This window comes from Nereida sp. MMG025, from assembly GCF_021654165.1.
Taxonomy (GTDB): domain Bacteria; phylum Pseudomonadota; class Alphaproteobacteria; order Rhodobacterales; family Rhodobacteraceae; genus Nereida.
In genome coordinates this window covers 316,112-339,422 of the sequence record NZ_JAKFZN010000002.1, presented here as the reverse complement: position 1 = coordinate 339,422, position 23,311 = coordinate 316,112, and the positions used below count along the sequence as shown (strand labels likewise).

22 protein-coding genes are annotated in these 23,311 nt (G+C 52.0%); 12 read left to right on the top strand and 10 right to left on the bottom strand.

The features are described from left to right. Positions 1-22 precede the first annotated feature (22 nt). Entirely contained in the window at positions 23-511 is a 489-nt protein-coding gene (gene secB, locus L1065_RS07725) for a protein-export chaperone SecB (protein ID WP_237094887.1), read from the top strand. Here the strand turns inward: secB and dnaQ are convergent. From dnaQ to L1065_RS07705, 4 genes are read right to left on the bottom strand one after another with little or no spacing between them, the layout of a single operon-like run. Further along, positions 508-1,197, bottom strand: coding sequence for a DNA polymerase III subunit epsilon (gene dnaQ / locus L1065_RS07720; protein WP_237094886.1), 690 nt, complete (start codon positions 1,195-1,197; stop codon positions 508-510). The two genes, secB and dnaQ, sit on opposite strands and share 4 nt — an antisense overlap. After that, on the bottom strand, positions 1,178-1,783 hold the full coding sequence (gene coaE / locus L1065_RS07715; protein ID WP_237094885.1) for a dephospho-CoA kinase: 606 nt from the start codon (positions 1,781-1,783) through the stop codon (positions 1,178-1,180). Before coaE ends, dnaQ begins: the two co-directional genes overlap by 20 nt. Then, a complete protein-coding gene (locus L1065_RS07710) occupies positions 1,780-2,610 on the bottom strand; it encodes a shikimate dehydrogenase (protein ID WP_237094884.1) in 831 nt (276 codons plus the stop codon). Before L1065_RS07710 ends, coaE begins: the two co-directional genes overlap by 4 nt. Then, on the bottom strand, positions 2,607-3,206 hold the full coding sequence (locus L1065_RS07705) for a nucleoside triphosphate pyrophosphatase (RefSeq protein WP_237094883.1): 600 nt from the start codon (positions 3,204-3,206) through the stop codon (positions 2,607-2,609). Before L1065_RS07705 ends, L1065_RS07710 begins: the two co-directional genes overlap by 4 nt. Before the next feature lie 460 nt (positions 3,207-3,666). Here L1065_RS07705 and rho point away from each other — a divergent pair, with 460 nt between their 5' ends. The 6 genes from rho to L1065_RS07675 are packed head-to-tail and all read left to right on the top strand — an operon-like array spanning position 3,667 to position 10,402. Continuing rightward, a complete protein-coding gene (rho, locus tag L1065_RS07700) occupies positions 3,667-4,938 on the top strand; it encodes a transcription termination factor Rho (RefSeq protein WP_237094882.1) in 1,272 nt (423 codons plus the stop codon). Between the two features lie 30 nt (positions 4,939-4,968). Continuing rightward, entirely contained in the window at positions 4,969-6,255 is a 1,287-nt protein-coding gene (mnmE, locus tag L1065_RS07695) for a tRNA uridine-5-carboxymethylaminomethyl(34) synthesis GTPase MnmE (protein ID WP_237094881.1), read from the top strand. Between the two features lie 2 nt (positions 6,256-6,257). Next, positions 6,258-8,126 (top strand): tRNA uridine-5-carboxymethylaminomethyl(34) synthesis enzyme MnmG, encoded by a 1,869-nt coding sequence (mnmG, locus tag L1065_RS07690; protein ID WP_237094880.1) that lies wholly within the window; start codon positions 6,258-6,260, stop codon positions 8,124-8,126. Continuing rightward, positions 8,126-8,734 (top strand): 16S rRNA (guanine(527)-N(7))-methyltransferase RsmG, encoded by a 609-nt coding sequence (gene rsmG / locus L1065_RS07685; protein ID WP_237094879.1) that lies wholly within the window; start codon positions 8,126-8,128, stop codon positions 8,732-8,734. Before mnmG ends, rsmG begins: the two co-directional genes overlap by 1 nt. Next, a complete protein-coding gene (locus L1065_RS07680) occupies positions 8,731-9,522 on the top strand; it encodes a ParA family protein (RefSeq protein WP_237094878.1) in 792 nt (263 codons plus the stop codon). The genes rsmG and L1065_RS07680 overlap by 4 nt, the downstream gene beginning before the upstream one ends. Then, a complete protein-coding gene (locus L1065_RS07675) occupies positions 9,515-10,402 on the top strand; it encodes a ParB/RepB/Spo0J family partition protein (protein ID WP_237094877.1) in 888 nt (295 codons plus the stop codon). Before L1065_RS07680 ends, L1065_RS07675 begins: the two co-directional genes overlap by 8 nt. On the opposite strand, the gene hemW is transcribed toward L1065_RS07675, so the two are convergent. Genes hemW through rph form a run of 3 tightly spaced genes read right to left on the bottom strand, consistent with a single transcriptional unit; the run spans position 10,396 to position 12,873 of the window. Beyond that, a complete protein-coding gene (gene hemW / locus L1065_RS07670) occupies positions 10,396-11,559 on the bottom strand; it encodes a radical SAM family heme chaperone HemW (protein ID WP_237094876.1) in 1,164 nt (387 codons plus the stop codon). The two genes, L1065_RS07675 and hemW, sit on opposite strands and share 7 nt — an antisense overlap. Continuing rightward, positions 11,549-12,163, bottom strand: a complete 615-nt coding sequence (gene rdgB / locus L1065_RS07665; RefSeq protein WP_237094875.1) for an RdgB/HAM1 family non-canonical purine NTP pyrophosphatase — start codon at positions 12,161-12,163, stop codon at positions 11,549-11,551. The genes hemW and rdgB overlap by 11 nt, the downstream gene beginning before the upstream one ends. Next, a complete protein-coding gene (rph, locus tag L1065_RS07660; RefSeq protein WP_237094874.1) occupies positions 12,160-12,873 on the bottom strand; it encodes a ribonuclease PH in 714 nt (237 codons plus the stop codon). The genes rdgB and rph overlap by 4 nt, the downstream gene beginning before the upstream one ends. A 102-nt stretch (positions 12,874-12,975) precedes the next feature. Between rph and hrcA the strand changes: the two genes are divergently transcribed. Next, positions 12,976-14,043: a heat-inducible transcriptional repressor HrcA gene (hrcA, locus tag L1065_RS07655; RefSeq protein WP_237094873.1), complete on the top strand. Its 1,068-nt coding sequence runs from the start codon at positions 12,976-12,978 to the stop codon at positions 14,041-14,043. 10 nt (positions 14,044-14,053) lie between these two features. Beyond that, positions 14,054-14,614 carry a nucleotide exchange factor GrpE gene (locus tag L1065_RS07650; RefSeq protein WP_237094872.1) on the top strand — a complete coding sequence of 187 codons (561 nt, stop codon included), beginning with the start codon at positions 14,054-14,056 and terminating at the stop codon, positions 14,612-14,614. A gap of 3 nt (positions 14,615-14,617) precedes the next feature. On the opposite strand, the gene mutS is transcribed toward L1065_RS07650, so the two are convergent. Continuing rightward, positions 14,618-17,233 (bottom strand): DNA mismatch repair protein MutS, encoded by a 2,616-nt coding sequence (gene mutS / locus L1065_RS07645; protein ID WP_237095184.1) that lies wholly within the window; start codon positions 17,231-17,233, stop codon positions 14,618-14,620. Positions 17,234-17,392: 159 nt separating this feature from the next. Here mutS and L1065_RS07640 point away from each other — a divergent pair, with 159 nt between their 5' ends. Next, positions 17,393-19,648: an NADP-dependent malic enzyme gene (locus L1065_RS07640; RefSeq protein WP_237094871.1), complete on the top strand. Its 2,256-nt coding sequence runs from the start codon at positions 17,393-17,395 to the stop codon at positions 19,646-19,648. Between the two features lie 3 nt (positions 19,649-19,651). Next, on the top strand, positions 19,652-20,521 hold the full coding sequence (locus L1065_RS07635) for a ribokinase (protein ID WP_237094870.1): 870 nt from the start codon (positions 19,652-19,654) through the stop codon (positions 20,519-20,521). Here the strand turns inward: L1065_RS07635 and msrA are convergent. Further along, a complete protein-coding gene (gene msrA, locus L1065_RS07630; RefSeq protein WP_237094869.1) occupies positions 20,518-21,192 on the bottom strand; it encodes a peptide-methionine (S)-S-oxide reductase MsrA in 675 nt (224 codons plus the stop codon). The two genes, L1065_RS07635 and msrA, sit on opposite strands and share 4 nt — an antisense overlap. A gap of 120 nt (positions 21,193-21,312) precedes the next feature. On the opposite strand from msrA, the gene L1065_RS07625 reads away from it, so the two are divergent. Further along, positions 21,313-22,023 (top strand): HAD family hydrolase, encoded by a 711-nt coding sequence (locus tag L1065_RS07625; protein ID WP_237094868.1) that lies wholly within the window; start codon positions 21,313-21,315, stop codon positions 22,021-22,023. 3 nt (positions 22,024-22,026) lie between these two features. Here the strand turns inward: L1065_RS07625 and L1065_RS07620 are convergent, their stop codons facing one another. Then, positions 22,027-23,244: an argininosuccinate synthase gene (locus L1065_RS07620; RefSeq protein WP_237094867.1), complete on the bottom strand. Its 1,218-nt coding sequence runs from the start codon at positions 23,242-23,244 to the stop codon at positions 22,027-22,029. Positions 23,245-23,311 lie beyond the last annotated feature (67 nt).

The following is a 23,311-nucleotide window of genomic DNA, read 5'->3' as shown; positions in this document are numbered from 1 at the left end:
TTTATTAATTGGAGACGCCAAAATGGCCGAAGAAACAGCCGCTCAAGCCCCTGCACCCGTCAAGATGTCTATCTTGGCCCAATTCATTCGCGATATGTCGTTTGAAAATATTCTGGTTCAAAAGGGCACACAGGGCGAGGTGACGCCAGATGTGAAGGTTCAGGTTAATCTGGATGCGAAAAAGCGTCCAACCGATAACCAATACGAAGTGGTGATGAAACTCGAAGTGAACAGCACGTCCAAAGGATCAGATGCGACTTTGTTCGTTCTAGAGCTTGAGTATGGCGGCGTCTTTCAAATCGAAAATGTGCCAGATGACCAGCTTCACCCGTTCTTGCTGATTGAATGTCCACGGATGTTGTTTCCATTCGTGCGTCGCATCGTCAGTGATATCACACGTGACGGGGGCTTCCCGCCGCTGAACCTTGAGACAATCGATTTCATGCAGCTTTATCGCGCCGAAGCTGCGCGTCGTTTGGAACAGCAAGCCGAAGGGCAGCCTGTTTCCTAAGATATCTGCTTCCACATCGCCGCGTCGCCCAGTTTTGATACAAAAGCATCATGGGCGGCGCGTTCTTCATTTGTCAGACGAGACGGCAATGGCGTGGCCCGCCGCATCGGGCGCCATTCACCGTTTTCAGCAAAAACAGTCTCTGATTGAGATGTTCCAAGCGTAAAATCTGGCTGGCGGCCGCCGACAAGCTCCAGATAAACCTCGGCAAGAATCTCACTGTCCAGGAGTGCGCCGTGCAACGTCCGTGATGAGTTATCGATATCAAAACGACGACACAGCGCATCAAGCGATGCGGGCGAGCCCGGAAACCGCTTGCGGGCAATCATCAGCGTATCAATCGCCTGATCATAGGGCAGGGGATTGATTTTGAGCCAACCCAACTCTGCATTGATAAACTTCATATCAAAGGCCGCGTTGTGGATGACCATTTTGGCATCCCCCACGAAGTCCAAAAAGTCTTGCGCGATTTCGGCAAATTTCGGTTTATCCGACAGAAATTCATCGCCCAAACCATGCACTGCAAACGCCTCTGCCGGCATCGCGCGTTCTGGGTTGATGTATTGATGATAGGTCTTGCCAGTCGGCAGGTGGTTCCAAAGCTCTACCGCACCGATTTCAACGATGCGGTCCCCTTCGTTAGGTTCAAACCCCGTTGTTTCCGTATCAAGTACGATTTCGCGCATCGCTCAGACCTGCTTTGATATTGCCCAAGATAGTATCCACCTGCTGTGCGGCATCTTCAAGTGTATAGGTTTCGATCACGTGATCAGATCGCTGCCGTTTTTCAGCATCGGGCACTTGTTTGGCGAGGATCCGATCAAACATCGCTTCGTCCATTGTGCCGCGGTCCAAAACACGTTTTTTTTGAAGTTCTGGTGAAACAGAGACACAAATCACGGTATCTACAGTGTCCTGTGCGCCTGTTTCAAACAGTAGCGGTATGTCGAGCAATATGATGTCGGAGGATGTGGTTTTGATAAAACGCTCCCGATCAGCCCTAACCAGTGGGTGCACGATACTTTCGATCTGTGCCAAAGCGTTCGGATTTTGCTGAATCGCTTCTTTAAGGCGACCGCGATCAACAGAGCCGTCTTTAATGGCCTGCGGAAAAATGCGTTGGATCGGGTCAACGGCATCGCCACCTTTCATGTAAAGGCGATGAACGGCGGTATCGGCATCCCAAACCGGGACACCGCGATCTGCGAACAGTTGCGCGGTCGTGGATTTCCCCATTCCAATAGACCCGGTCAAACCGATGACAAAGCTCACGCCAGAACGGCCTTGCGCAATGCGTCATCCACTTCCGGTTTTTGGCCAAACCACGCAGCAAACCCAGGAACCGCCTGATGAAGCAACATACCTAAACCATCCACGGTCACACAACCCTTTGCCTTGGCTGCCCGAAGCAGGCCCGTTTCCAGTGGATTATAAACGATGTCAGTTACAAGCGTATCTGGCGATAGACCGTCCAAAGGAACACGCAGATCTGATTGACCCGCCATGCCAAGAGATGTCGTATTTACCAAAACATTCGCATCATCAACGATTGCGCCCGCATCAATCCAGTCAATCGGGGTGACGCGGGGGCCAAATTCTTCGGCCAGTGCCTCAGCCCTTTCAAATGTGCGATTGGTCAGCAGGATTTCAGGTGCGCCTTCAGCTAAAAGAGAAACGATGACAGCCCGCGACGCGCCGCCAGCGCCTAAGACGACGGCCTTACCGTTTTTTGCGGACCAGTCTGGCGCACCTGATTTCAGATTTGCCATAAATCCATAACCATCGGTGTTGTCAGCCAGAATTTTCCCGCCTTTTTGAAAAACAAGCGTATTCGCTGCACCAATCAGCTTGGCCCGTTCTGTCACGGTATCAGCATGTTTAAAAACAGCTTCTTTGTGCGGGATCGTGACATTGACGCCAGCAAAGCCGAGCTTTGGCAAAAGCTTGAGTGTTTGCGCAAGATTGCGCGGCAAAACCCGCAAGGGGACGTAATGACCGTTAATGCCGTAGCGCTCTAGCCAATGGCCGTGCAACCGCGGTGAAAGGCTGTGCCCAATCGGATGGCCCAGGACACCTGCGAGAATAGGTCCGTCACTCATCCCTCAATATCTCCGCGTAGCACCAAAAAGGACAAAAGTTCGACCAAGGGTAGGCCAAGCACAGCAAAATAGTCACCCTGAATTTGGGAAAAGAGGCGCGCGCCTTCTGCTTCAAGCTGATAACACCCCACGCAATGGCGGATATCTTCCCAATTTCGGGCGACGTAGCTTTCGATATATGCCGAACTGAGCTGTCGCATCCGCATATCGCAGCGCGACACCTGTCGCCAGACGGGTTTGCCGTCTTCATAAAGAACGGCCGCCGAGTATAGTTGGTGCCGTTTGGCACTGAGACTTTGCAGCTGATCTTTGGCATCTTGTGGTGTTTGTGGTTTAGAAAAAAGCTGGTCCTCAAGCGCGAGAACCTGATCGCATCCCAAAACAAGGCCATCGTGCCCCTTGGTTGCAACCCTTTTTGCTTTTGCTTCGGCCAAGGCATCGGCAATGTCACGGGGCGCAACACCATCAGACAGCAGTGCATCTTTGATCATATCTTCATCAACCGGAGCCGAGAGAATCGATATTGTCAGGCCCGCATTTTCGAGCAATTCCGCCCGTATTTGCGATTTGGACGCCAAGATGAGGTCGTGAGCCATGTGGAAAACCTATGGATGACTAAGGGATTTTATTGGAGAAAAAAGTTTCGATTGGGCAATACATTCGATGTGTGGAGTTTATCGGCGTCTTTCAGCTGTCTTTGGGGGTTTTTTCCAATGTGGACAAGGATAACTCGGGGCCTTTCTGGCTTGGGATAAGTCTCTGCTGATCTAATAGCTGGGAAATTTGGAACTGGTAACGCATTCATAAATATATGTTTTCTAGGTTGAACGTCTGAAAATCTGCATCGCTATATCGGGATAAATATGTGGAGAAAAAATAATCCACAGACTGATCGCTTACCTACATCATCATCATTCTTTCTTTTTAATATATTATATTAAGAAGAGCTTCGTTTGACTCGAACACGACAAGGACGTAAGTGAATGGCGTTCGTCCGAACAATTTTTCCCATAGACGTAAACAGCTTCGCTACCCGCGCGCTGTCAGGATTATAAAATGTCACAAGACCGTTTGACCTTGGCTGAGCTAAAAGCCAAGAGCCCTAAAGATTTGCTTTCCATGGCGGAAGAGCTTGAGATCGAAAACGCTTCGACCATGCGTAAAGGGGACATGATGTTCTCGATCCTCAAGGAACGTGCTGAGGATGGATGGGAAATCAGCGGCGACGGGGTGATGGAAGTGCTGCAGGATGGTTTTGGCTTCTTGCGTTCGCCTGAGGCCAATTATCTTCCAGGTCCTGATGATATCTATGTTTCGCCTGATATGATCCGTCAGTTTTCATTGCGAACAGGGGATACCATCGAGGGTGTGATCCGCGCGCCGGATGACAATGAGCGTTATTTTGCGCTGACCAAGATTGAGAAGATCAACTTCGAAGATCCAGAACGCGCGCGTCATAAGGTGGCTTTTGATAACCTGACGCCTCTTTATCCTGACGAACGCTTGAAGATGGAAGTCGAGGATCCGACGATCAAAGACCGTTCGGCCCGTGTGATTGACCTGGTTGCGCCTATTGGTAAGGGGCAACGTTCGCTCATCGTGGCGCCACCACGTACGGGTAAAACCGTTATTTTGCAGAATATTGCCAACAGCATCGAGAAAAACCATCCTGAATGCTATTTGATTGTGCTGCTGATTGATGAACGACCCGAAGAGGTGACGGACATGCAACGCTCGGTCAAAGGCGAGGTTGTGTCTTCGACCTTCGATGAACCAGCGACACGCCACGTGGCCGTATCAGAGATGGTTATTGAGAAGGCCAAGCGCTTGGTGGAACATAAACGGGATGTTGTGATCTTGTTGGATTCGATCACCCGCTTGGGACGTGCTTTTAATACGGTTGTGCCATCTTCGGGCAAGGTGCTGACAGGTGGTGTGGATGCCAACGCGCTTCAACGGCCCAAGCGGTTCTTTGGTGCGGCACGAAATATCGAAGAGGGCGGATCACTTACGATTATTGCCACTGCGCTGATCGACACTGGATCACGGATGGATGAGGTGATCTTTGAAGAATTCAAAGGCACCGGCAACTCCGAGATTGTTCTGGATCGCAAGGTTGCCGATAAGCGGGTGTTCCCTGCCATGGATATTCTGAAGTCCGGGACGCGTAAGGAAGATTTGTTGGTCGATAAGATTGATTTGCAAAAGACCTATGTGTTGCGGCGGATCCTTAACCCCATGGGGACGACAGATGCGATCGAATTCCTGCTGTCGAAACTCAAGCAAACAAAAACAAACTCCGAGTTCTTTGATTCCATGAACACCTAAATCAGGACTGCCTGCCACGGAGGGCCTGTGATGGATACGATTTTTGCGGTTGCGACGGCATCGGGACGCGCTGGCGTGTCGGTTATTCGTGTGTCGGGTCCTTCGGCGTATGATGGGTTAGCCCCTTACTTGGACGGTCTGGATACAACACGCCGGTCACCACAGCTTCGTGCCCTTCGAAATGGTGACGGTGACTTGATCGATACACCTATGGTTTTGGTCTTTGGGGATGGTAAAAGCTTCACAGGTGAGCCAACGGTAGAGTTGCAGCTGCATGGTAGTCCGGCGATTGTTCGCGCGGCCCTTACGGTTCTTGATTCAATCGCCTCGTTTCGAATGGCGGAACCTGGGGAATTCACGCGACGTGCTTTGATAAATGGCAAAATGACGCTGGATGAAGTTGAAGGTCTTGGTGATCTTATTGAGGCTGAAACAGAAGCGCAGTTGTTACAGGCGCGAAAGCTTCTTGATGGGCATCTGCGGGATAAAACAATCGAGTGGCGCGCTTCTCTGATCCGTGCCTCGGCTTTGATACAGGCGACGATTGATTTTGCGGATGAAGATGTGCCTGTCGATGTGACGCCTGAAGTGAAAGAGATCGTCAGTGATCTGATTGGTATTTTAAATAACGAAATCAGTGGTTTAGATGTATCAGAGCGTATCAGAAGTGGTTTTGAAATTGCCATTTTGGGACGACCGAATGCTGGAAAATCGACACTTCTGAATTACCTTTCAAAAAGGGATGTGGCGATTGTTTCGGATGTCGAAGGTACGACCAGGGATGTGATTGAGGTGCAGATGGACGTGTTTGGGTATCCTGTCACGTTTCTAGATACGGCTGGCATTCGAAAATCTGATGATCTGGTTGAGAAAATCGGCATTGAACGCGCGGCGCAACGTGCTGCCGGAGCGGATCTTAGAATTTGGTTGTCATCAGGCGAGAATGATAATTCGGAAATTGAGATGATGCCGGATGATCTGATCCTGATAGCTCAGGACGATAGTGGGCGGTTTGAAAATGGTATTTCTGGAATATCGGGTTATGGCGTTGAGCAAGCGCTGGTGCGTATTCGGAACGTGTTGGATACTCGAGCGGCGTCGGTCGGTGTTGCAACGAAAGATCGACATGGCGTGGCTCTTCGGGAAGCAGTCGATTTTCTTGAAAAAGCCATTTTTGGTCTAACTGAGGGACTGGACGTTGAGTTGATCGCTGAAGACTTGCGTCTCGCAGGGTATGCGCTGGATACCTTGATTGGTGTTGTTGATGTAGAAGATGTGTTAGACGAAGTCTTTTCTTCCTTCTGTTTGGGTAAGTAGGAGTGTTTCACGTGAAACAATTTGATGTCATCGTTATTGGGGGTGGTCATGCGGGTGCTGAAGCCGCGGCTGCATCATCGCGTTTGGGCGCGCGCACGGCATTGATTACCATGTCAAGAAATGACCTTGGCGCTTTATCCTGCAATCCTGCTATGGGTGGACTGGGTAAGGGCCACCTCGTTCGCGAGATTGATGCGTTGGATGGCATCATTGGCAGGCTGTCGGACCGTGCTGGTATTCAGTTTCGTTTGTTAAATCGTAGTAAAGGGCCAGCTGTCCAAGGCCCCCGTGCGCAAGTTGACCGCGCCATCTATCGGCAAATTATGCAAGATGAGTTGGCTAACACCCCAAATCTTGACATTTTAGAAGGCGAAGTCGCTGCTTTGGCCTATGCGGGCGGGGTGATCAACGGTGTCATTCTAGCGGACGGATCGCATATTGCAGGGCGTGCCGTTGTTGTCACAACGGGCACTTTCCTTAACGGTAAAATACATGTTGGCGATGTGTCCCACTCAGGTGGTCGAATGGGCGAGAATGCGTCCTGCAGGCTTGCTGAGCAATTCAAGGCATTTGGTCTGCCTCTTGGCCGGCTCAAAACAGGGACACCGCCACGCCTCGACCGGCGAACGATAAATTTCGATGATCTTGACGTTCAGCCCGGTGATGATGCGCCGACCTTTTTTTCCTTCCTTTCCAACCAAACCGAGGCCGGACAAGTTTCTTGTGCTATCACGCATACGAATACGCAAACCCATGAAATAATTGAGAAAAATCTGTCTAGATCGGCCATGTATGGCGGCCATATAGATGGTATTGGTCCGCGGTATTGTCCATCGATCGAAGATAAAATTGTTCGATTTGCGGATAAGAACTCCCATCAGATTTTCCTGGAGCCAGAGAGCCTGAGCACAGATTGGATTTATCCAAATGGTATCTCCACGTCTTTGCCGATTGAAGTTCAGGAGGATTACGTCCATTCGATCAAAGGGCTTGAGAAGGCGGTCATTCTTCAGCCGGGCTACGCGATTGAGTATGACTATGTGGATCCAAGGGCGCTTCGGCAAACTCTTGAGTTAAAAGAACAAAGCGGTGTTTTCTTGGCTGGTCAGATCAATGGGACGACGGGATATGAAGAAGCTGCTGCGCAGGGATTGGTTGCGGGTTTGAATGCCGCGCTTCAATCGCAACGGAAAGACGAGGTCTTATTTAGCCGCAGAACGTCTTACATTGGTGTCATGATAGATGATCTGACAACACGGGGTGTGATGGAGCCGTATCGGATGTTTACATCTCGGGCTGAATTTCGGCTATCATTGCGGATTGATAATGCGGATCAACGGCTGACCGCTTTGGGAATCGACCTCGGTTGTGTTTCCGCCAATCGTAAGGAGGCGTTTGAGCAAAAGATGGCGCGGCTGGATGCGGGGCGCAAGCTCTTGCAATCACGCAGCTTTTCACCGCAAGATCTTTCTAAGGTTGGGATCCACCGGAATAAAGATGGCGTAAAGCGCACACCGTTTGAGCTACTCTCCCATCAAAAAATTAGTTTCGCGGATATAGAGCCACTGGTTCCGGATTTGTCCAGTATTGCGATAGATGATCGCATTCAGCTTGAGAAAGAAGCTCTATACGCGAATTATATGGCGCGGCAGACGAAAGATGCCGAGGCTATTGAGCGTGATGAGGCAATGGTCCTTGGGAAAGACTTCGATTATGACGCCTTGCAAGGTGTTTCAAACGAGATGAAGCAGAAGCTGAACGCGTCGAAACCTGAGAATATCGCCAAAGCTGCCCGAATTGATGGCATGACTCCAGCGTGCCTCGCCATTTTGATTGCCGTTTCTAAAACAAAAAAACGGAAGTCTGCTTGATGGATGTTTCACGTGAAACATTGGAAGGCCTCAAAACCTATGAGGCCTTGATCGAGAAATGGAATTCTAAAATCAATCTGGTGTCCAAAGGACAGGATATCTGGACGCGTCACATTCTGGATTCCTATCAGCTGGCCGCTTCTATTCCCGAAGATGCAAGGTCACTTGTTGATTTTGGCAGTGGCGGTGGCCTCCCCGCTATTGTTCTCGCGATTTACGCAAAGGCACATCAGCCCGAGCTTTCATTCACCCTTATCGAAAGCGATCACAGAAAGTCGGCGTTTCTTCGCACATGCATAAGAGAGCTCGGTTTGAACGGGCAGGTTATCACAGAACGTGTTGAATCAGCTAACCCAGTGGCATCAGATGTTATCACTGCCCGGGCAACCGCATCCCTTTCTCAGCTTCTTGAGTGGACATCTATACATGGTCATCGGGGTAGTCGTGCGATCTTTCCCAAAGGCGAAAGATATCAATTCGAAATTGACGAAGCTGAGGAGAAATGGGCATTCCAATGTGAAAAAAGGTCTAGCTCTACCAATACATCTGCTCGCATATTGATTATAACAGACTTAAAAATGAAATCAGAGGCTGACGCAGTTCAATGACCAAAACAATCGCAGTTGCGAACCAAAAAGGTGGCGTTGGGAAAACCACGACCGCGATAAACCTGTCAGCCGGTTTGGCAGAATTGGGCCGCACCGTCCTTTTGATTGACCTGGATCCCCAGGGGAATGCGACGACTGGACTAGGACTAGAGAAATCTGACGATGATTTGACAATATATGACGTATTGCTCAGCGAGGTGCCGCTGCGGGAAGCGACGAAATTAACCAGTTTCGAGGGGATAGAGGTCGTTCCTGCTACAACTGATCTAAGCTCTGCTGACATCGATCTTATCGCCAACGAAAAACGCAGCTTTCTCTTGCGGGATGCCTTGCGCGGTCCTGCTGCCGCGACTTCACAGTATGATTACATCATTATTGATTGCCCTCCATCGCTGAATTTGCTGACCGTAAATGCAATGGTCGCAGCCCATAGCATTCTTGTTCCGCTACAAAGTGAATTTTTCGCGCTCGAAGGTCTATCGCAACTGATGAAAACAATCCGCGAAGTGCGAGAATCGGCAAACCCTGACCTTCGGATCGAGGGGATTGTTATGACCATGCATGATGTGCGCAATAACCTCGCCCAACAGGTTGAAGCAGATGCGCGCAACGTGTTGGGCGAATTGGTCTACAAAACGATCGTCCCCCGAAACGTTCGGGTGAGCGAGGCGCCATCCTTTGCCATGCCCGTTTTGGAATATGACCCCAAGTCCAAAGGCACGCGCGCCTATCGTCAATTGGCAAAAGAATTTCTCGAAAAGCAGGAAAAGGTAACGACTCATGGCTAAGCAACCTCCCAAATCTCGCGGTCTTGGCCGTGGCCTTTCCGCTTTGATGTCTGATGTGCCGTCCCCCGAGACCGATGCAGCGCCCGCAGTGGCCGAGCGGCATATCCCAACGGAGCTTATTGAAGCAAATCCCAATCAACCCAGAAAAACGTTTAATGACAATGAGTTACGTGAACTTTCCGACTCAATCCGCCAAAAGGGGATCATCCAGCCGCTTATCGTGCGGCCTTCGCCAAATGGTGGCAATAAGTTTCAAATCGTTGCAGGTGAGCGGCGCTGGCGTGCTGCTCAAATCGCGAAAATGCACAGCCTTCCCGTCGTCGTGCGGGACCTTTCCGATACCGAAGTTCTAGAGCTGGCGATCATCGAGAACATTCAGCGCGCTGATCTCAATCCCGTTGAAGAAGCATTGGGTTATCGTCAACTGATGGATAGCTTCGGTCACACCCAAGAGCAGATGGCAACCGCTATGGGCAAAAGCCGCAGTCACATTGCAAACATCCTGCGTTTGCTCCAATTGCCCGAACCTGTGCTCAAGTATTTGCGCGAGGGGAAACTTACCGCAGGACATGCACGCGCACTAATACCAGCCGAAGATCCTCTTGGTGTTGCAAAGCAGGTGATAGGGCACGCACTCAATGTCCGTCAGACCGAGGCATTGGTTGCAAAGGAAAAGGCGTCTGGCCAGACATCCAAGTCTAAAGGGAAAGCGCCTGAGAAAGATGCTGATACCAAGGCACTAGAGGGCGATCTCTCTGCGCAACTTAAGATGAAGGTGTCAATTTCCCATGCACCCGGTCATGAGGGCGGGACGCTTTCGATCGGATATAAAGATCTCGATCAATTAGATGATCTGTGCAGGCTTCTGTCTGGCTACTGATCGGCAAGAAGATCGCGTAGGATTGCATTGATAAGTGGGCGCCCTTTTTCAGACACTTGCAAAATGCCGTTTTCGAGACGAACCATGCCCAATTCGCTGAGGTTCTCGATCACTGACGGCGATATTGCACTGCCTGTTAGGTGGCTATAACGATCCAATGAAACGCCTTCCGCCAACCGAAGGCCCATCAATAGAAACTCCGTGCCTTGTTCCTGTTTTGACAAAGAGGAGCGTGCGACCTCTCCTGATCCGTTTTTTTCGACCTTTGTCAGCCACCCCATCGGTGAAAGCTCTGTTTCCGTGGCAAACCGGTGCCCGCCAAGTGTGAGCCGCCCATGGGCGCCCGGCCCAATTCCGGCATAGTCGCCATATCGCCAGTAAATCAGGTTGTGACGGCTTTCTGCACCCTTTTGGGCAAAGTTAGAGACTTCATACGAACAAAGACCGCGATCAGCGCACAATTCCTGAGTTCGAAAATACATATCAGCTTCGGCATCTTCCGACGGTAAACCCTTTAGTTTGCCTGCCTTATATCTGTCTCCAAAGGCTGTATTCGGCTCGATGGTCAGTTGATACATCGACAGATGATCCCCCGCCAAATCCAACGCGACACGTAATTCAGTTTCCCAATCCGCGAGCGTCTGATCTTGCCTGCTATAAATCAGATCAAAGCTGGTTCGCTCAAAGGTCTTTTTCGCAATTTCAAGCGCTGCAAGCCCTTCAGCGACGGAATGAAGGCGCCCCAAACGCTTGAGGTCTGGATCATTCAGCGCCTGTATTCCAAGCGACACACGGTTCACGCCCGCAGCGCGATATCCTTCGAAACGAGACGCCTCCACAGAAGTTGGATTCGCCTCCAACGTGATTTCAATATCGTTGGTGAAGCGCCAGTTCTTTCCGACAGCCTCTAGAATAGCGCCAACTGCATTTTCCGACATCAGGCTCGGTGTCCCGCCGCCGAAAAAAACGGATTTCAGAATGCGATCAGACGTCTGCGATGCAATTCGCTCAATCTCACGGATATAAGCGCGGACCCATCTGTCCTCATCGATGTGATCAGCTACATAGGAATTGAAGTCGCAATAAGGACATTTCGCGCTGCAAAAAGGCCAGTGGATATAAAGACCGAAGCCTGCATTTTGCCAGTCATCCTGCAAGGCTGCCCTCGATCAGTTTTCTGAAGGCAACAGCACGGTGGCTCATTCCATGTTTTTTCTGGGGGTCCATCTCGCCAAAGGTGACGCTTTCACCATTTGGAAGAAAAACAGGATCAAACCCAAACCCCAGTGCACCGCGCATCGGCCACGTGATTTGGCCTTCCACCTGCCCATCGTATATTTCGTCATGTCCATCGGGCCAAGCGATGCATAGGGTACAATGGAAGCGCGCAGTTCTGGGGTAGGGCGCGTCACGCTTTTCCAACATGTTCCAAACCTTGGTCATCGCAAGTTCGAAATCCCGACCTGTCGGTGTTTCGGCCCAATCAGCGGTAAAGACACCTGGTGCGCCACCCAGCCCGTCCACAATGATACCGCTGTCGTCTGACACTGCGGGCAGACCCGATTCTTTGGCAGCGAAATGCGCTTTGATACGGGCATTTCCGTGGAAGGTGTTTTCGGTTTCCTCTGGCTCGGCAAGCCCAAGCGATCCGGCAGACACCACTTCGATGCCAAACGGCTCAAACAAGGGTATCGTCTCGCGCAATTTCCCTGCGTTGTGGCTGGCCAAAACGATTTTGGGTTCAGACAGGCGACGTGTCATTTTCCCACGGCTTTCAATTGCGCCTCTGTCAATTCTGTGCAGCCTTTTTCTGCAAGATCCAGCAGCGCATCCATTTGCGCACGGCTGAACACCGACCCTTCTGCCGACATCTGGATTTCGATCAAGCTGCCATCGCCCGTCATAACAAAATTGCCATCAACACCTGCTTCGCTGTCCTCGGGATAGTCCAAATCCAGAACAGGTTGGCCCGCATATATACCGCAGCTGATTGCCGAAACTGGTGTCACAAGCGGATCCGTTTTGATTTCGCCTGCGGCCATCAGCTTTTGAACAGCCAACGATAGCGCAACCCATCCACCCGTGATGGAGGCGCACCGCGTTCCGCCATCCGCCTGAATGACATCGCAATCCACTGTGATCTGACGTTCGCCCAGTGCCACGCGGTCCACGCCCGCGCGCAGGCTTCGCCCAATCAGGCGTTGAATTTCTTGCGTTCGACCTGATTGGCCGTTTTTGGCTTCGCGGCGCATCCGTGTGTGTGTGGCGCGTGGCAGCATACCGTATTCGGCCGTGACCCACCCAAGGCCTGAGTTTTTCATAAAAGGTGGAACGCGTTCATCCACCGATGCTGTGCAAAGAACATGCGTGTCACCACATTTGATCAAACAGCTTCCCTCTGCATGCCGGGTGACATTGGTTTTAATCTCAATATGACGCAACTGATCGAGGGCTCTGTTTGACGGGCGCATGTGGTATCCTTTTCGCTGATTATCTTTGCAATCTCACGCAGCGTATCTGATAGCAAGCCAATCCCCTTGCAAGCGAGGCGCAATGTCCTCAAATTAAGTCGCATGACAGATCAATCGCCCTCTTTGGATCAAATGAATGAACGCTCTCGCGAGGTCTTTCGACTTGTCGTGGAGGGGTTCTTGGAAAACGGGGATCCCGTTGGGTCGCGGACGTTGACGCGCACCATGTCCGAAAAGGTAAGTGCCGCGACTATTCGGAATGTTATGCAAGACCTCGAATATATGGGACTGCTGGACAGCCCACATATTTCCGCAGGGCGCATTCCCACCCAACTTGGTTTGCGTATGTTTGTGGATGGCCTTCTGGAAGTGCGCGACATGGACAGCACGGACCGCACACATTTGCACGAAACCGTCAGCTCCAATTCCGGCGATGTTGGCACCATGATGGATCGGATTGGTGGGGCACTTTCAGGGCTTACGCAGGGGGCTTCACTTGTTTTGACGCCGAAGCAAGAGGCGCCAATCAAACATATCGAATTCGTCTCACTTGGTCCTGATCGTGCGTTGGTTGTGTTGGTCACGGCCGATGGACATGTTGAAAACCGCGTGTTCACGCCCCCCATGGGCCAAACTCCATCGTCCATGCGCGAGGCCGCAAATTTCCTCAATGCAGTGGCTGAAGGGAAAACAATTTCGGAATTGCAAACCGTCGTCGCCACCGAAATCAAGCGCCGCCGACAGGAAATTGACAGCCTTGCTTCTGATCTTGTTCAAAGTGGCATCGCTATTTGGGAGAACGAAGGCACTGCATCTGAACGTCTGATTGTGCGTGGTCGGTCACATTTGCTTGGTCAGGAGAACGAAGATCCCGAAACGCTTGAACGCATCAGAACGCTTTTTGACGATCTTGAACGTAAGCGCGATATCGCCGAATTCCTTGATCTTGCCGAAACGGGCGAGGGCGTGCGCATTTTTATTGGCTCGGAGAACAAGCTTTTTTCACTTTCGGGTTCATCTCTCGTCGTTTCCCCTTATATGAACGCGGACCGTAAGATTATTGGAGCTGTTGGCGTGATCGGCCCCACCAGACTGAACTATGGGCGCATTGTTCCTATTGTGGACTACACCGCCCAACTGGTAGGGAAGCTGATCTCTGACCGCGGATAGAGGACACATCATGAGCGATAAAGAACCGACAAACTTTTTGGACGATCTGGCCGAAGCAGAAGCCGAAATCGACGCAGAAAACGACGTCGATTTTTCAGATGAAGAGCTTGAGTTGGACGCATTGCGCGCGGAACGTGATGAGCTGCGTGACAAATTCATGCGCGCTTTGGCTGATGCAGAGAATTCGCGAAAACGCTCCGAACGCGACCGTAAAGAAGCAGAGAACTACGGTGGCTCTAAACTCGCTCGCGATCTTTTGCCCGTCTACGACAATATGAAACGCGCGCTTGAAGCTGCCACCGATGAACAGCGCGAGGTATCGGCCGCCTTGCTTGAGGGGGTAGAGCTTACAATGCGCGAGCTTGTGAACACGTTCAAAAAGCACGGAATCGAGCCTATTTCACCGCAAGTCGGGGATAAATTTGATCCGCAAACGCATCAAGCCATGTTTGAAGCACCTGTTCCGGATACCAAAGCGGGTGATATTATTCAGGTCGCTGCTGAAGGGTTCATGCTGCATGATCGCCTTTTGCGCCCCGCGCAGGTCGGCGTTTCATCGACACCTGGCTGATGATTAATTATTCAGTAACGCTTTCAAATCGTAAAGTGCGGCCAACGCATCGCGCGGTGTTAACTCATCGGGCGATATGTCCTTCAGGCGCTCTTCAATTTCGGACGGTCCGATTTCCCTTACGGGTGCGGATGGCACTGCCGAAAATAGTGGTAAATCATCGATCAGGGCTTTTTGACCGATTGCGCCTTCCCGCTCGCCTTTTTCCAAAGCGTCCAAGACCATTTTGGCCCGTTCAATCACTTTCGGCGGCAAACCTGCAAGCTTTGCGACCTGAACACCATAGGACCGGTCGGCCGCACCTTTGCGGACCTCGTGCAGAAAAACGACATCGCCGTCATGTTCTCGGACCGCCACAGTTGCGTTGTCCACGCCATCCAGCTTGTCCGAAAGTTGGGTCATTTCATGATAATGCGTTGCAAAGAGCGCGCGACATTTGTTTTCATCATGCAGGTGTTCCAGCGTTGACCACGCGATCGACAAGCCATCATACGTCGCAGTGCCGCGCCCGATTTCGTCAAGGATAACCAGTGCGTTGCTATCTGCTTGGTTCAGGATTGCTGCTGTCTCGACCATCTCAACCATAAAGGTCGAACGGCCCTTGGCTAAATCATCAGAGGCGCCGACACGACTAAAAAGTTGCGAGACAATCCCGACATGCGCCATATCGGCAGGAACGTAACTTCCTGCCTGTGCCAACAGAGCGATAAGAGCGTTTTGGCGCAAAAAGGTCGATTTACCAGCCATGTTTGGACCCGTGAGAAGCCAAATCGCGGCGGCATCCTTGTTTTTGGAAAGATCACAATCATTGGCCACGAAATGGCTATTGGCGCTTTTAAGGGCGCGTTCCACAACAGGGTGGCGGCCACCAACCACTGCAAATGCGTTTGAGCTATCAACCTTGGGTTGGCACCAGTTCAATTCGATCGCAAGATCAGCGAAGGCGGTGGCTACATCAATCTTTGCCAAGGCCTGCGATGCTGCAAGAACCTGTCCAGATTTTTCAAGACATGCGTCTTTCAGGCTAAAATAGAGACGTTTTTCAATCTCAAGGGCGCGGCCATTCGCGTTCAGGATGCGCGTTTCAAGTTCCGAAAGTTCGACGGTTGTGAAGCGCACTTGATTTGCTGTGGTTTGTCGGTGGATGAACGTGTCCGAAAGGGGTGGGGACAACATCTTTTCGGCATGCGTGGCCGTTGTTTCGATGAAATACCCAAGAACATTGTTGTGTTTGATCTTAAGTGACGACACGCCTGTCATCTCAATAAATTTGGCCTGCATCGCGGCAATCACGCTGCGCCCTTCGTCGCGCAGCTTGCGGACCTCATCCAGTTCCGCATCATAGCCTTGGGCGATGAACCCGCCGTCTCGCGCAAGTAGGGGGGGCTCCGCGATCAATGCATTTTCCAAAAGTGTAATGAGTGCATCATGGCCCGTCAGATCCGCCGCCGATCCTACCAATTCCGCTGGAACAGTCTCTGAAAAAAGTGAATCGATCGTCTTTGCTTGGGCCAAGCCCTGACGAATGGCCGTCAGATCACGGGGGCCTCCACGATCCAGAGACAGCCTTGAAATTGCACGTTCAATATCGGGGCATTTTCGCAGCGCTTGGCGAATGTCCTGACGCAACAACGCATCTTGCGTGAAAAAGGTAACAGCATCCAGCCTGTCTTGGATCAGCGTATGATCGCGCGATGGCGCAGATAGACGTTTTTCCAAAAGACGCCCGCCGCTTGCTGTTACCGTTCGGTCAATGGCGTGCAGAAGACTGCCATCCCGACTGCCGCCCAAGCTTTGGGAAATTTCTAGGTTCCGGCGTGTTGCTGCATCAATCTGCATAAAGCCGCCTTGCTCTTCTCGAACGGGCGGTTGCAACAAAGGCATGTTTCCTTTTTGGGTAATATCAAGATAGTCGATGATGGCACCAAGCGCACCGATCTCAGCGCGGCTGAATTGGCCAAACGCATCCAGAGAATTGATTTTGAATGTGTCTTTTAGACGGTCCTCGCAGCGCCCGCTGTCAAAACTGGCAGCCCCCAAAACGGTAAGTGCGCCTCCCATTTCAGTCACTATTTCAGCGCAATCAGCTTCCAGAGCCTCGGTTAGCAAAATCTCCTTGGGAAGAAGCCTGCCAAGTTCTGGCGACAGCTTGGCGCGCGTGCAAGCCAAGACCCGCATTTCACCCGTAGAGATATCGGCCCACGCAATCGCACCATCGCCGCGCACCTCGTTATACGCACACAGGTAGTTGTTGCGGCGCGCTTCCAAAAGGCTGTCTTCTGTCAATGTGCCGGGGGTAACCAGCCGCACAACATCACGTTTGACGACTGCTTTGTAGCCACGTTTCTTTGCGTCCGCAGGGCTTTCGAGCTGTTCACCGACCGCCACGCGAAATCCTTTGCGGATCAGGGTAAGTAGATATCCTTCCGCAGCATGAACAGGCACGCCGCACATGGGAATGTCTTCGCCCTCGTGCTTGCCGCGTTTGGTCAGCGCGATATCCAAGGCTGCAGCGGCTTGGACGGCATCATCGAAAAACAGTTCGTAAAAATCGCCCATGCGGTAAAACAAAAGCGCGTCTGGGTACCCCGATTTGATATCGAGGTATTGTGCCATCATAGGCGTAACCGTTTGCGATTTGGCAGACACGTGGACCCCCATCCAGAGTTTCGAGCAACCTATCGGGCGACCCGTGAAGGGAAAAGACCAAAACGGCACGTTGTTTGCGAAGGTTTGCGCGGCTATGACTATGAAAGTCCAAATAAGAGAGCGCCCTACATGTCCAATACCAAAGTCACTGCAGAAGAGGCGCTTGCCTTTCACCTGAAACCGACACCTGGCAAATTTGAGATTGCTGCAACCGTTCCGATGACAACGCAACGCGACCTGTCTCTTGCGTATTCACCCGGTGTTGCCGTGCCTGTTGAAGCCATCGCCGAGAACCCCGAAACGGCATATGACTACACCACCAAAGGCAACCTTGTGGCAGTCATCTCTAACGGGTCTGCCATTTTGGGACTTGGAAATCTGGGGGCCTTGGCAAGCAAACCGGTGATGGAAGGCAAGGCCGTGTTGTTCAAGCGGTTCGCTGACGTAAACTCGATCGATATTGAATTGGATACCCAAGACACGGACGCTTTTGTTAATGCCGTCAAACTGATGGGGCCAACCTTTGGTGGCATCAATTTAGAGGACATCAAGGCACCCGAATGCTTTATCATTGAACAGCGTCTGAAAGAGGAAATGGACATTCCTGTTTTTCACGACGACCAGCATGGCACCGCCGTGATTTGTGCGGCAGGTTTGATCAATGCGCTGCATCTTTCAGGGAAAAAGATTGAAGATGTTCGCATTGTTTTGAATGGTGCGGGCGCAGCTGGCATTGCCTGTCTAGAGTTGATCAAGGCGATGGGGGCCCGGCACGATAATTGCATCATGTGTGACACCAAAGGGGTGATCTATCAGGGCCGCACGGAGGGGATGAACCAATGGAAGTCCGCCCATGCCGCCAATACCAAGGCCCGATCGCTAGAGGACGCCATGAAAGGTGCCGATGTGTTCTTGGGTGTTTCTGTCAAAGGTGCTGTCACACCTGACATGGTCGCAAGCATGGCGGACAATCCCGTTATTTTTGCCATGGCAAACCCTGATCCTGAAATTACGCCCGAAGAAGCACATGAGGTCCGTGTGGATGCGATTGTTGCAACGGGTCGCAGTGATTATCCCAATCAGGTGAATAACGTTCTTGGCTTTCCCTATCTGTTCCGCGGTGCGCTGGATATTCACGCCCGTGCCATCAATGATGAAATGAAATTGGCATGCGCGCGCGCCCTGGCTGAACTGGCCCGTGAAGATGTGCCCGATGAGGTTGCGGTTGCTTACGGCCGCAAACTGACGTTCGGGCGCGACTACATCATCCCGACACCTTTTGACCCAAGGCTGATCCACGTTGTGCCGCCCGCTGTTGCACAGGCGGGGATGGATACAGGTGCCGCACGTCGTCCCATCGTGGACATGGAAGGTTACGAACTTAGCCTGAAGTCCCGTATGGATCCAACGGCCTCTATCCTTCGTGGTATTCATGCGCGGGCAAAGCGCGCTCAGGCCCGAATGATTTTTGCCGAAGGCGATGATCCAAGGGTGCTACGCGCTGCTGTGCAATACCAACGCTCTGGCATGGGTAAGGCCATGGTTGTGGGCCGTGAAGATGATGTGAAGGCCAAGCTGGAAAGCGCAGGTTTGCATGATGCGATCCGCGAACTTGATGTGATCAACGCACGCAATACGCCGCATCTGCAAACCTACAAGGATTTCTTGTATAAACGGTTGCAGCGCAAGGGGTTTGACGTGTCTGATATTCACCGCCTTGCCGCGCGGGACCGTCATGTGTTTTCGGCGCTGATGCTTGCGCATGGCCACGGTGACGGGTTGGTGACAGGGGCCACCCGAAAATCTGCACATGTGCTTGGCGCGATCAACCATGTGTTCGATGCAAGCGCCAAGGACGGTGCTGTTGGCATTACCGCTCTTTTGCACAAAGGGCGCATTGTTTTGATTGGCGATACGCTGGTGCATGAATGGCCCGACGAGAATGATCTTGCCACGATTGCTGTCCGGGGCGCCGCAATCGCCCGCGAATTGGGGCTAGAGCCGCGCGTGGCTTTTGTCAGTTTTTCGACCTTCGGGTATCCCGTTTCAGAACGGTCCGAGAAAATGCACATCGCACCCAATATACTTGATCAGATGGGTGTCGATTTTGAGTATGAGGGCGAGATGGCCGTAGATGTTGCCCTGAACGCAGAGGCGCAAAAAAGCTATCCGTTTTCACGCCTCACGGGCCCTGCAAATGTTTTGGTTGTGCCAGCGCGCCACTCTGCCTCGATCAGTACGAAGTTGATGCAGGAAATGGCTGGCGCAACTGTACTTGGTCCGATCCTGACAGGTGTGGACCGGCCCATTCAGATTTGTTCTACGGTGTCATCCGAAACCGATATTCTGAACATGGCAGTGATTGCTGCCTGTAGCATGGACTAGGCAATGGCGATCTGGAATTTGGGCTCTATCAACGCTGATTTCACGTATCGTGTCCCGCATTTACCAACTGCGGGAGAGACTCTCGCCTCAACTGCAATGAGCCGTGGGTTGGGCGGAAAGGGTGCAAATATGTCGGTGGCCGCTGCACGTGCCGCCGCCCATGTGTATCACATTGGGGCGATTGGGTCAGATGGTGTTTGGGCCAAAGACCGGCTTTTGGAATACGGTGTCGACACCCGCTTTATTGCGCAGGTGGAGCACTCCACCGCTCATGCAATTATTGCTGTCGATGAAGGTGGTGAAAACCAGATCATCTTGCATCCAGGGGCCAACCATCATGTGCCTAAAGACCTGATTTTAAGTGCGTTGTCACAAGCCAATGCAGGCGACATTTTTGTGACGCAAAACGAAACTTCGGGTCAAATAGAGGCCATGAGAACAGCAAGATCGATGGGGTTGCGGACTGTGTATGCAGCCGCCCCGTTTGATGTGTCTGCTGTCGCCGCGGTGAAGGATCTGACAGATATTTTGATCCTGAACGAGGTTGAGGCAGAACAACTGTCATCTGCGATGGGCATGCCAGCGACCGATTTGGGCATTGCGCAGGTTGTTATGACCAAAGGGTCAAAAGGCGCGACAGTGTATGAGAACGGCAATCATTTTGACATCGCGGCTATCCCAGTGGAAGCCGTTGATACAACAGGTGCAGGCGATACGTTTGCAGGGTTCTACATTGCGGGGCTAGATCGCGGGATGCCGGCGCAGCAGGCGCTTGATCTGGCAAGCCTTGCAGCTGCAATTATGGTGACGCGTGTCGGCACGGCCGATGTTATCCCTGACCTGAAAGACATCGAGGACAGCAGATTGCGCTAGTTTGTCAGGTATTTTCCGACAAATGGGGCATCATTGCCCCAGACCTGCGCGACCCTCGCGTCGCGGCCACAGCCTTTTCGATAGAGCGTGTATGCCTCTGCCCGCGTTTTGGGGCCAAATCGCGTAAGCGTTATTTTATCCGATTTGTAGTAGTCCTGATGAAACGCCTCTGCAGGATAAAACGGTTTTGCAGGTAGGATACGGGTCGCGAATGGCTGGCCTATTTGTGCTTCGCCTTCGGAGATTACCTGCTCTGCCAGTGCCTTTTCCGCAGGATTAGACACGAAAATTGCCGTCGAATAATGTGCGCCGCGGTCGCAAAACTGGCCATCCGCATCCAGCGGATCAATAGAGCGCACAAAAAGACGTAGCAGACGATCGGCGCTGATAATTTCCGGGTCATAGTTGATCTCAACAGCTTCCAAATGACCTGTTCCGCCCCTTGCGACCTCACGATATTCGGGATTAGGCGTGTCCCCGCCGGTATAGCCAGATGTGACACCCACAACGCCTTCGATAGTTTCAAAATCGGATTCCACGCACCAAAAACAACCGCCCGCGACTGTCAGGGTTTCAAGATCTGCCGCTTGTGCCTTGCAACAATCAATCGTCATGCTGAGCAGAATAGCGGAAATAAGAGTTATGGGTTTCCAAGTTTTATGCGTAATCATACTGCGTCTCCTTGCATGGATACGAAATGACCGTGCACGCAACAAAACCGCAATTCACCAATCTGTGTTGTCACGTGGATGTGAGCGGCTTAGCGTCATCCCAACACAAGAGGTGACGAGATGACCAAACGAATTGCCATGTGGTCGGGCCCCCGAAATCTTTCGACGACCATGATGTATTCTTTTGCAAGCCGTGATGATTGTGTGGTGGTCGATGAGCCGCTCTATGCGGCTTATTTGAATATCACTGGTAAGTCCCATCCGAAGCAAAAGGCAATTCTGGCTGCGCAACCGACAGATGTAGAAACCGTGATTTCCGCATGTTTAGAGCCAAAAGAAGCCCCGATTTTCTACCAAAAGCATATGTCCCATCACATGCTTGAGGGGTTCCCAAAGGGCTGGATCGAAGATTTGACAAATGTGTTTTTGCTGCGCCATCCCGCGCGCGTCATTGCCAGCTATTCGGCCAAGCGTGAACGGCCATTGTTCGAAGACCTTGGGTTTGCACAGCAGCTTGACCTGTTTCAACGTTTCGGCGGTATTGTGATCGACAGTCTTGATATTCGCGCGGCGCCCGAGGCGATGTTGCGGCAACTGTGTGTGTCAATCGGCATTCCGTTTGATCGCAAGATGTTAAAATGGGCAAAAGGACCAAAACCCTACGATGGCGTTTGGGCCAGCCATTGGTATGGCGCAGTTCACGACAGCACCGGATTTGCAGGCCCTGAAGGACCATTGCCGAAGGTGGATATGGAAAACGCGCCCCTGCTAGAGCGCGCTTTGCCGATATATGAAAAACTGCGCAAACATCGACTGATTGCGCAGGAATAGTCTCTATTTCAAGCGCTTGTCGCGGGCAGCCAGAAGTTTCAGACGCAACGCATTGAGCTGGATGAAACCAGCCGCGTCTTTTTGATCATATGCACCTGCGTCGTCTTCAAATGTCACATGCGCTTCGGAATAGAGCGAATGATCCGACCAGCGGCCAACCGTGCGCACAGAGCCTTTGTAGAGTTTCAGGCGAACGGTACCTGTGACGTGTTCCTGGCTTTTGTCGATGGCGGCTTGCAGCATTTCGCGCTCTGGGCTGTACCAAAAGCCGTTGTAGATCAGCTCTGCGTAGCGCGGCATCAGTTCGTCTTTCAGGTGGGCCGCACCGCGATCAAGGGTGATCTGCTCGATACCGCGGTGCGCTTCCAAAAGGATCGTGCCACCTGGCGTTTCATAGATGCCGCGTGACTTCATGCCAACAAAGCGGCCTTCGACCAGATCAAGCCGGCCAATGCCATGCGCACCGCCCAATTCGTTCAGTTTGGTCAAAATGGTCGCTGGCGACATCGCTTCGCCATCAACGCTAACAGCGTCACCGCGTTCGAAACCAACTTCGATAAATTGCGGCGTATCTGGCGCGTCCTCGGGGTTGACGGTGCGCTGATAGACGTAATCGGGTGCATCAACGGCAGGGTCCTCAAGGACCTTACCTTCGGATGATGTGTGCAACAGGTTCGCGTCAACGCTAAAGGGTGCTTCGCCGCGTTTGTCTTTTGCGATCGGAATTTGGTTCTTTTCGGCAAAGTCGATCAGTTTGGTCCGGCTTGACAGGTCCCATTCGCGCCAAGGGGCGATCACTTTGATATCGGGGTTAAGCGCATAGGCGGCCAGTTCAAAGCGCACCTGATCATTGCCCTTGCCGGTTGCCCCGTGTGCCACAGCGTCGGCACCTGTTTCGGCGGCAATTTCGACCAGACGTTTGGAGATCAGCGGCCGCGCGATGGACGTGCCGAGCAAATAAAGCCCTTCGTAAAGTGCGTTGGCACGGAACATCGGAAAGACAAAATCGCGCACAAATTCTTCGCGGATATCTTCGATATAGATTTCTGATGCGCCCATCATTTCCGCTTTGGCGCGTGCGGGTTCAAGCTCTTCACCTTGGCCGAGATCGGCGGTGAAGGTTACCACCTCGCAACCGTATTCGGTTTGCAGCCATTTCAGAATGATCGAGGTATCAAGGCCACCCGAATAGGCCAGAACAACTTTTTTGGGCGCAGACATTGGCGTGCTCCTTCGCAAGACATCGCGGGCGGGGTAGCGGGTTTTGGCGGTCTGGGCAAGGGACGCA

Bases quoted from the DNA above. Each gene is read 5' to 3' on its own strand.
- rsmG (WP_237094879.1), top strand. From the start codon at position 8,126: ATGGATGTTTCACGTGAAACATTGGAAGGCCTCAAAACCTATGAGGCC.
- L1065_RS07650 (WP_237094872.1), top strand. From the start codon at position 14,054: ATGAGCGATAAAGAACCGACAAACTTTTTGGACGATCTGGCCGAAGCA.
- L1065_RS07710 (WP_237094884.1), bottom strand. From the start codon at position 2,610: ATGAGTGACGGACCTATTCTCGCAGGTGTCCTGGGCCATCCGATTGGG.
- L1065_RS07705 (WP_237094883.1), bottom strand. From the start codon at position 3,206: ATGGCTCACGACCTCATCTTGGCGTCCAAATCGCAAATACGGGCGGAA.
- rph (WP_237094874.1), bottom strand. From the start codon at position 12,873: ATGCGCCCGTCAAACAGAGCCCTCGATCAGTTGCGTCATATTGAGATT.
- L1065_RS07675 (WP_237094877.1), top strand. From the start codon at position 9,515: ATGGCTAAGCAACCTCCCAAATCTCGCGGTCTTGGCCGTGGCCTTTCC.
- L1065_RS07640 (WP_237094871.1), top strand. From the start codon at position 17,393: ATGTCCAATACCAAAGTCACTGCAGAAGAGGCGCTTGCCTTTCACCTG.
- hrcA (WP_237094873.1), top strand. From the start codon at position 12,976: ATGACAGATCAATCGCCCTCTTTGGATCAAATGAATGAACGCTCTCGC.
- mnmE (WP_237094881.1), top strand. From the start codon at position 4,969: ATGGATACGATTTTTGCGGTTGCGACGGCATCGGGACGCGCTGGCGTG.
- dnaQ (WP_237094886.1), bottom strand. From the start codon at position 1,197: ATGCGCGAAATCGTACTTGATACGGAAACAACGGGGTTTGAACCTAAC.
- L1065_RS07620 (WP_237094867.1), bottom strand. From the start codon at position 23,244: ATGTCTGCGCCCAAAAAAGTTGTTCTGGCCTATTCGGGTGGCCTTGAT.
- L1065_RS07680 (WP_237094878.1), top strand. From the start codon at position 8,731: ATGACCAAAACAATCGCAGTTGCGAACCAAAAAGGTGGCGTTGGGAAA.
- L1065_RS07635 (WP_237094870.1), top strand. From the start codon at position 19,652: ATGGCGATCTGGAATTTGGGCTCTATCAACGCTGATTTCACGTATCGT.
- rho (WP_237094882.1), top strand. From the start codon at position 3,667: ATGTCACAAGACCGTTTGACCTTGGCTGAGCTAAAAGCCAAGAGCCCT.
- secB (WP_237094887.1), top strand. From the start codon at position 23: ATGGCCGAAGAAACAGCCGCTCAAGCCCCTGCACCCGTCAAGATGTCT.
- rdgB (WP_237094875.1), bottom strand. From the start codon at position 12,163: ATGACACGTCGCCTGTCTGAACCCAAAATCGTTTTGGCCAGCCACAAC.
- msrA (WP_237094869.1), bottom strand. From the start codon at position 21,192: ATGATTACGCATAAAACTTGGAAACCCATAACTCTTATTTCCGCTATT.
- L1065_RS07625 (WP_237094868.1), top strand. From the start codon at position 21,313: ATGACCAAACGAATTGCCATGTGGTCGGGCCCCCGAAATCTTTCGACG.
- mutS (WP_237095184.1), bottom strand. From the start codon at position 17,233: ATGATGGCACAATACCTCGATATCAAATCGGGGTACCCAGACGCGCTT.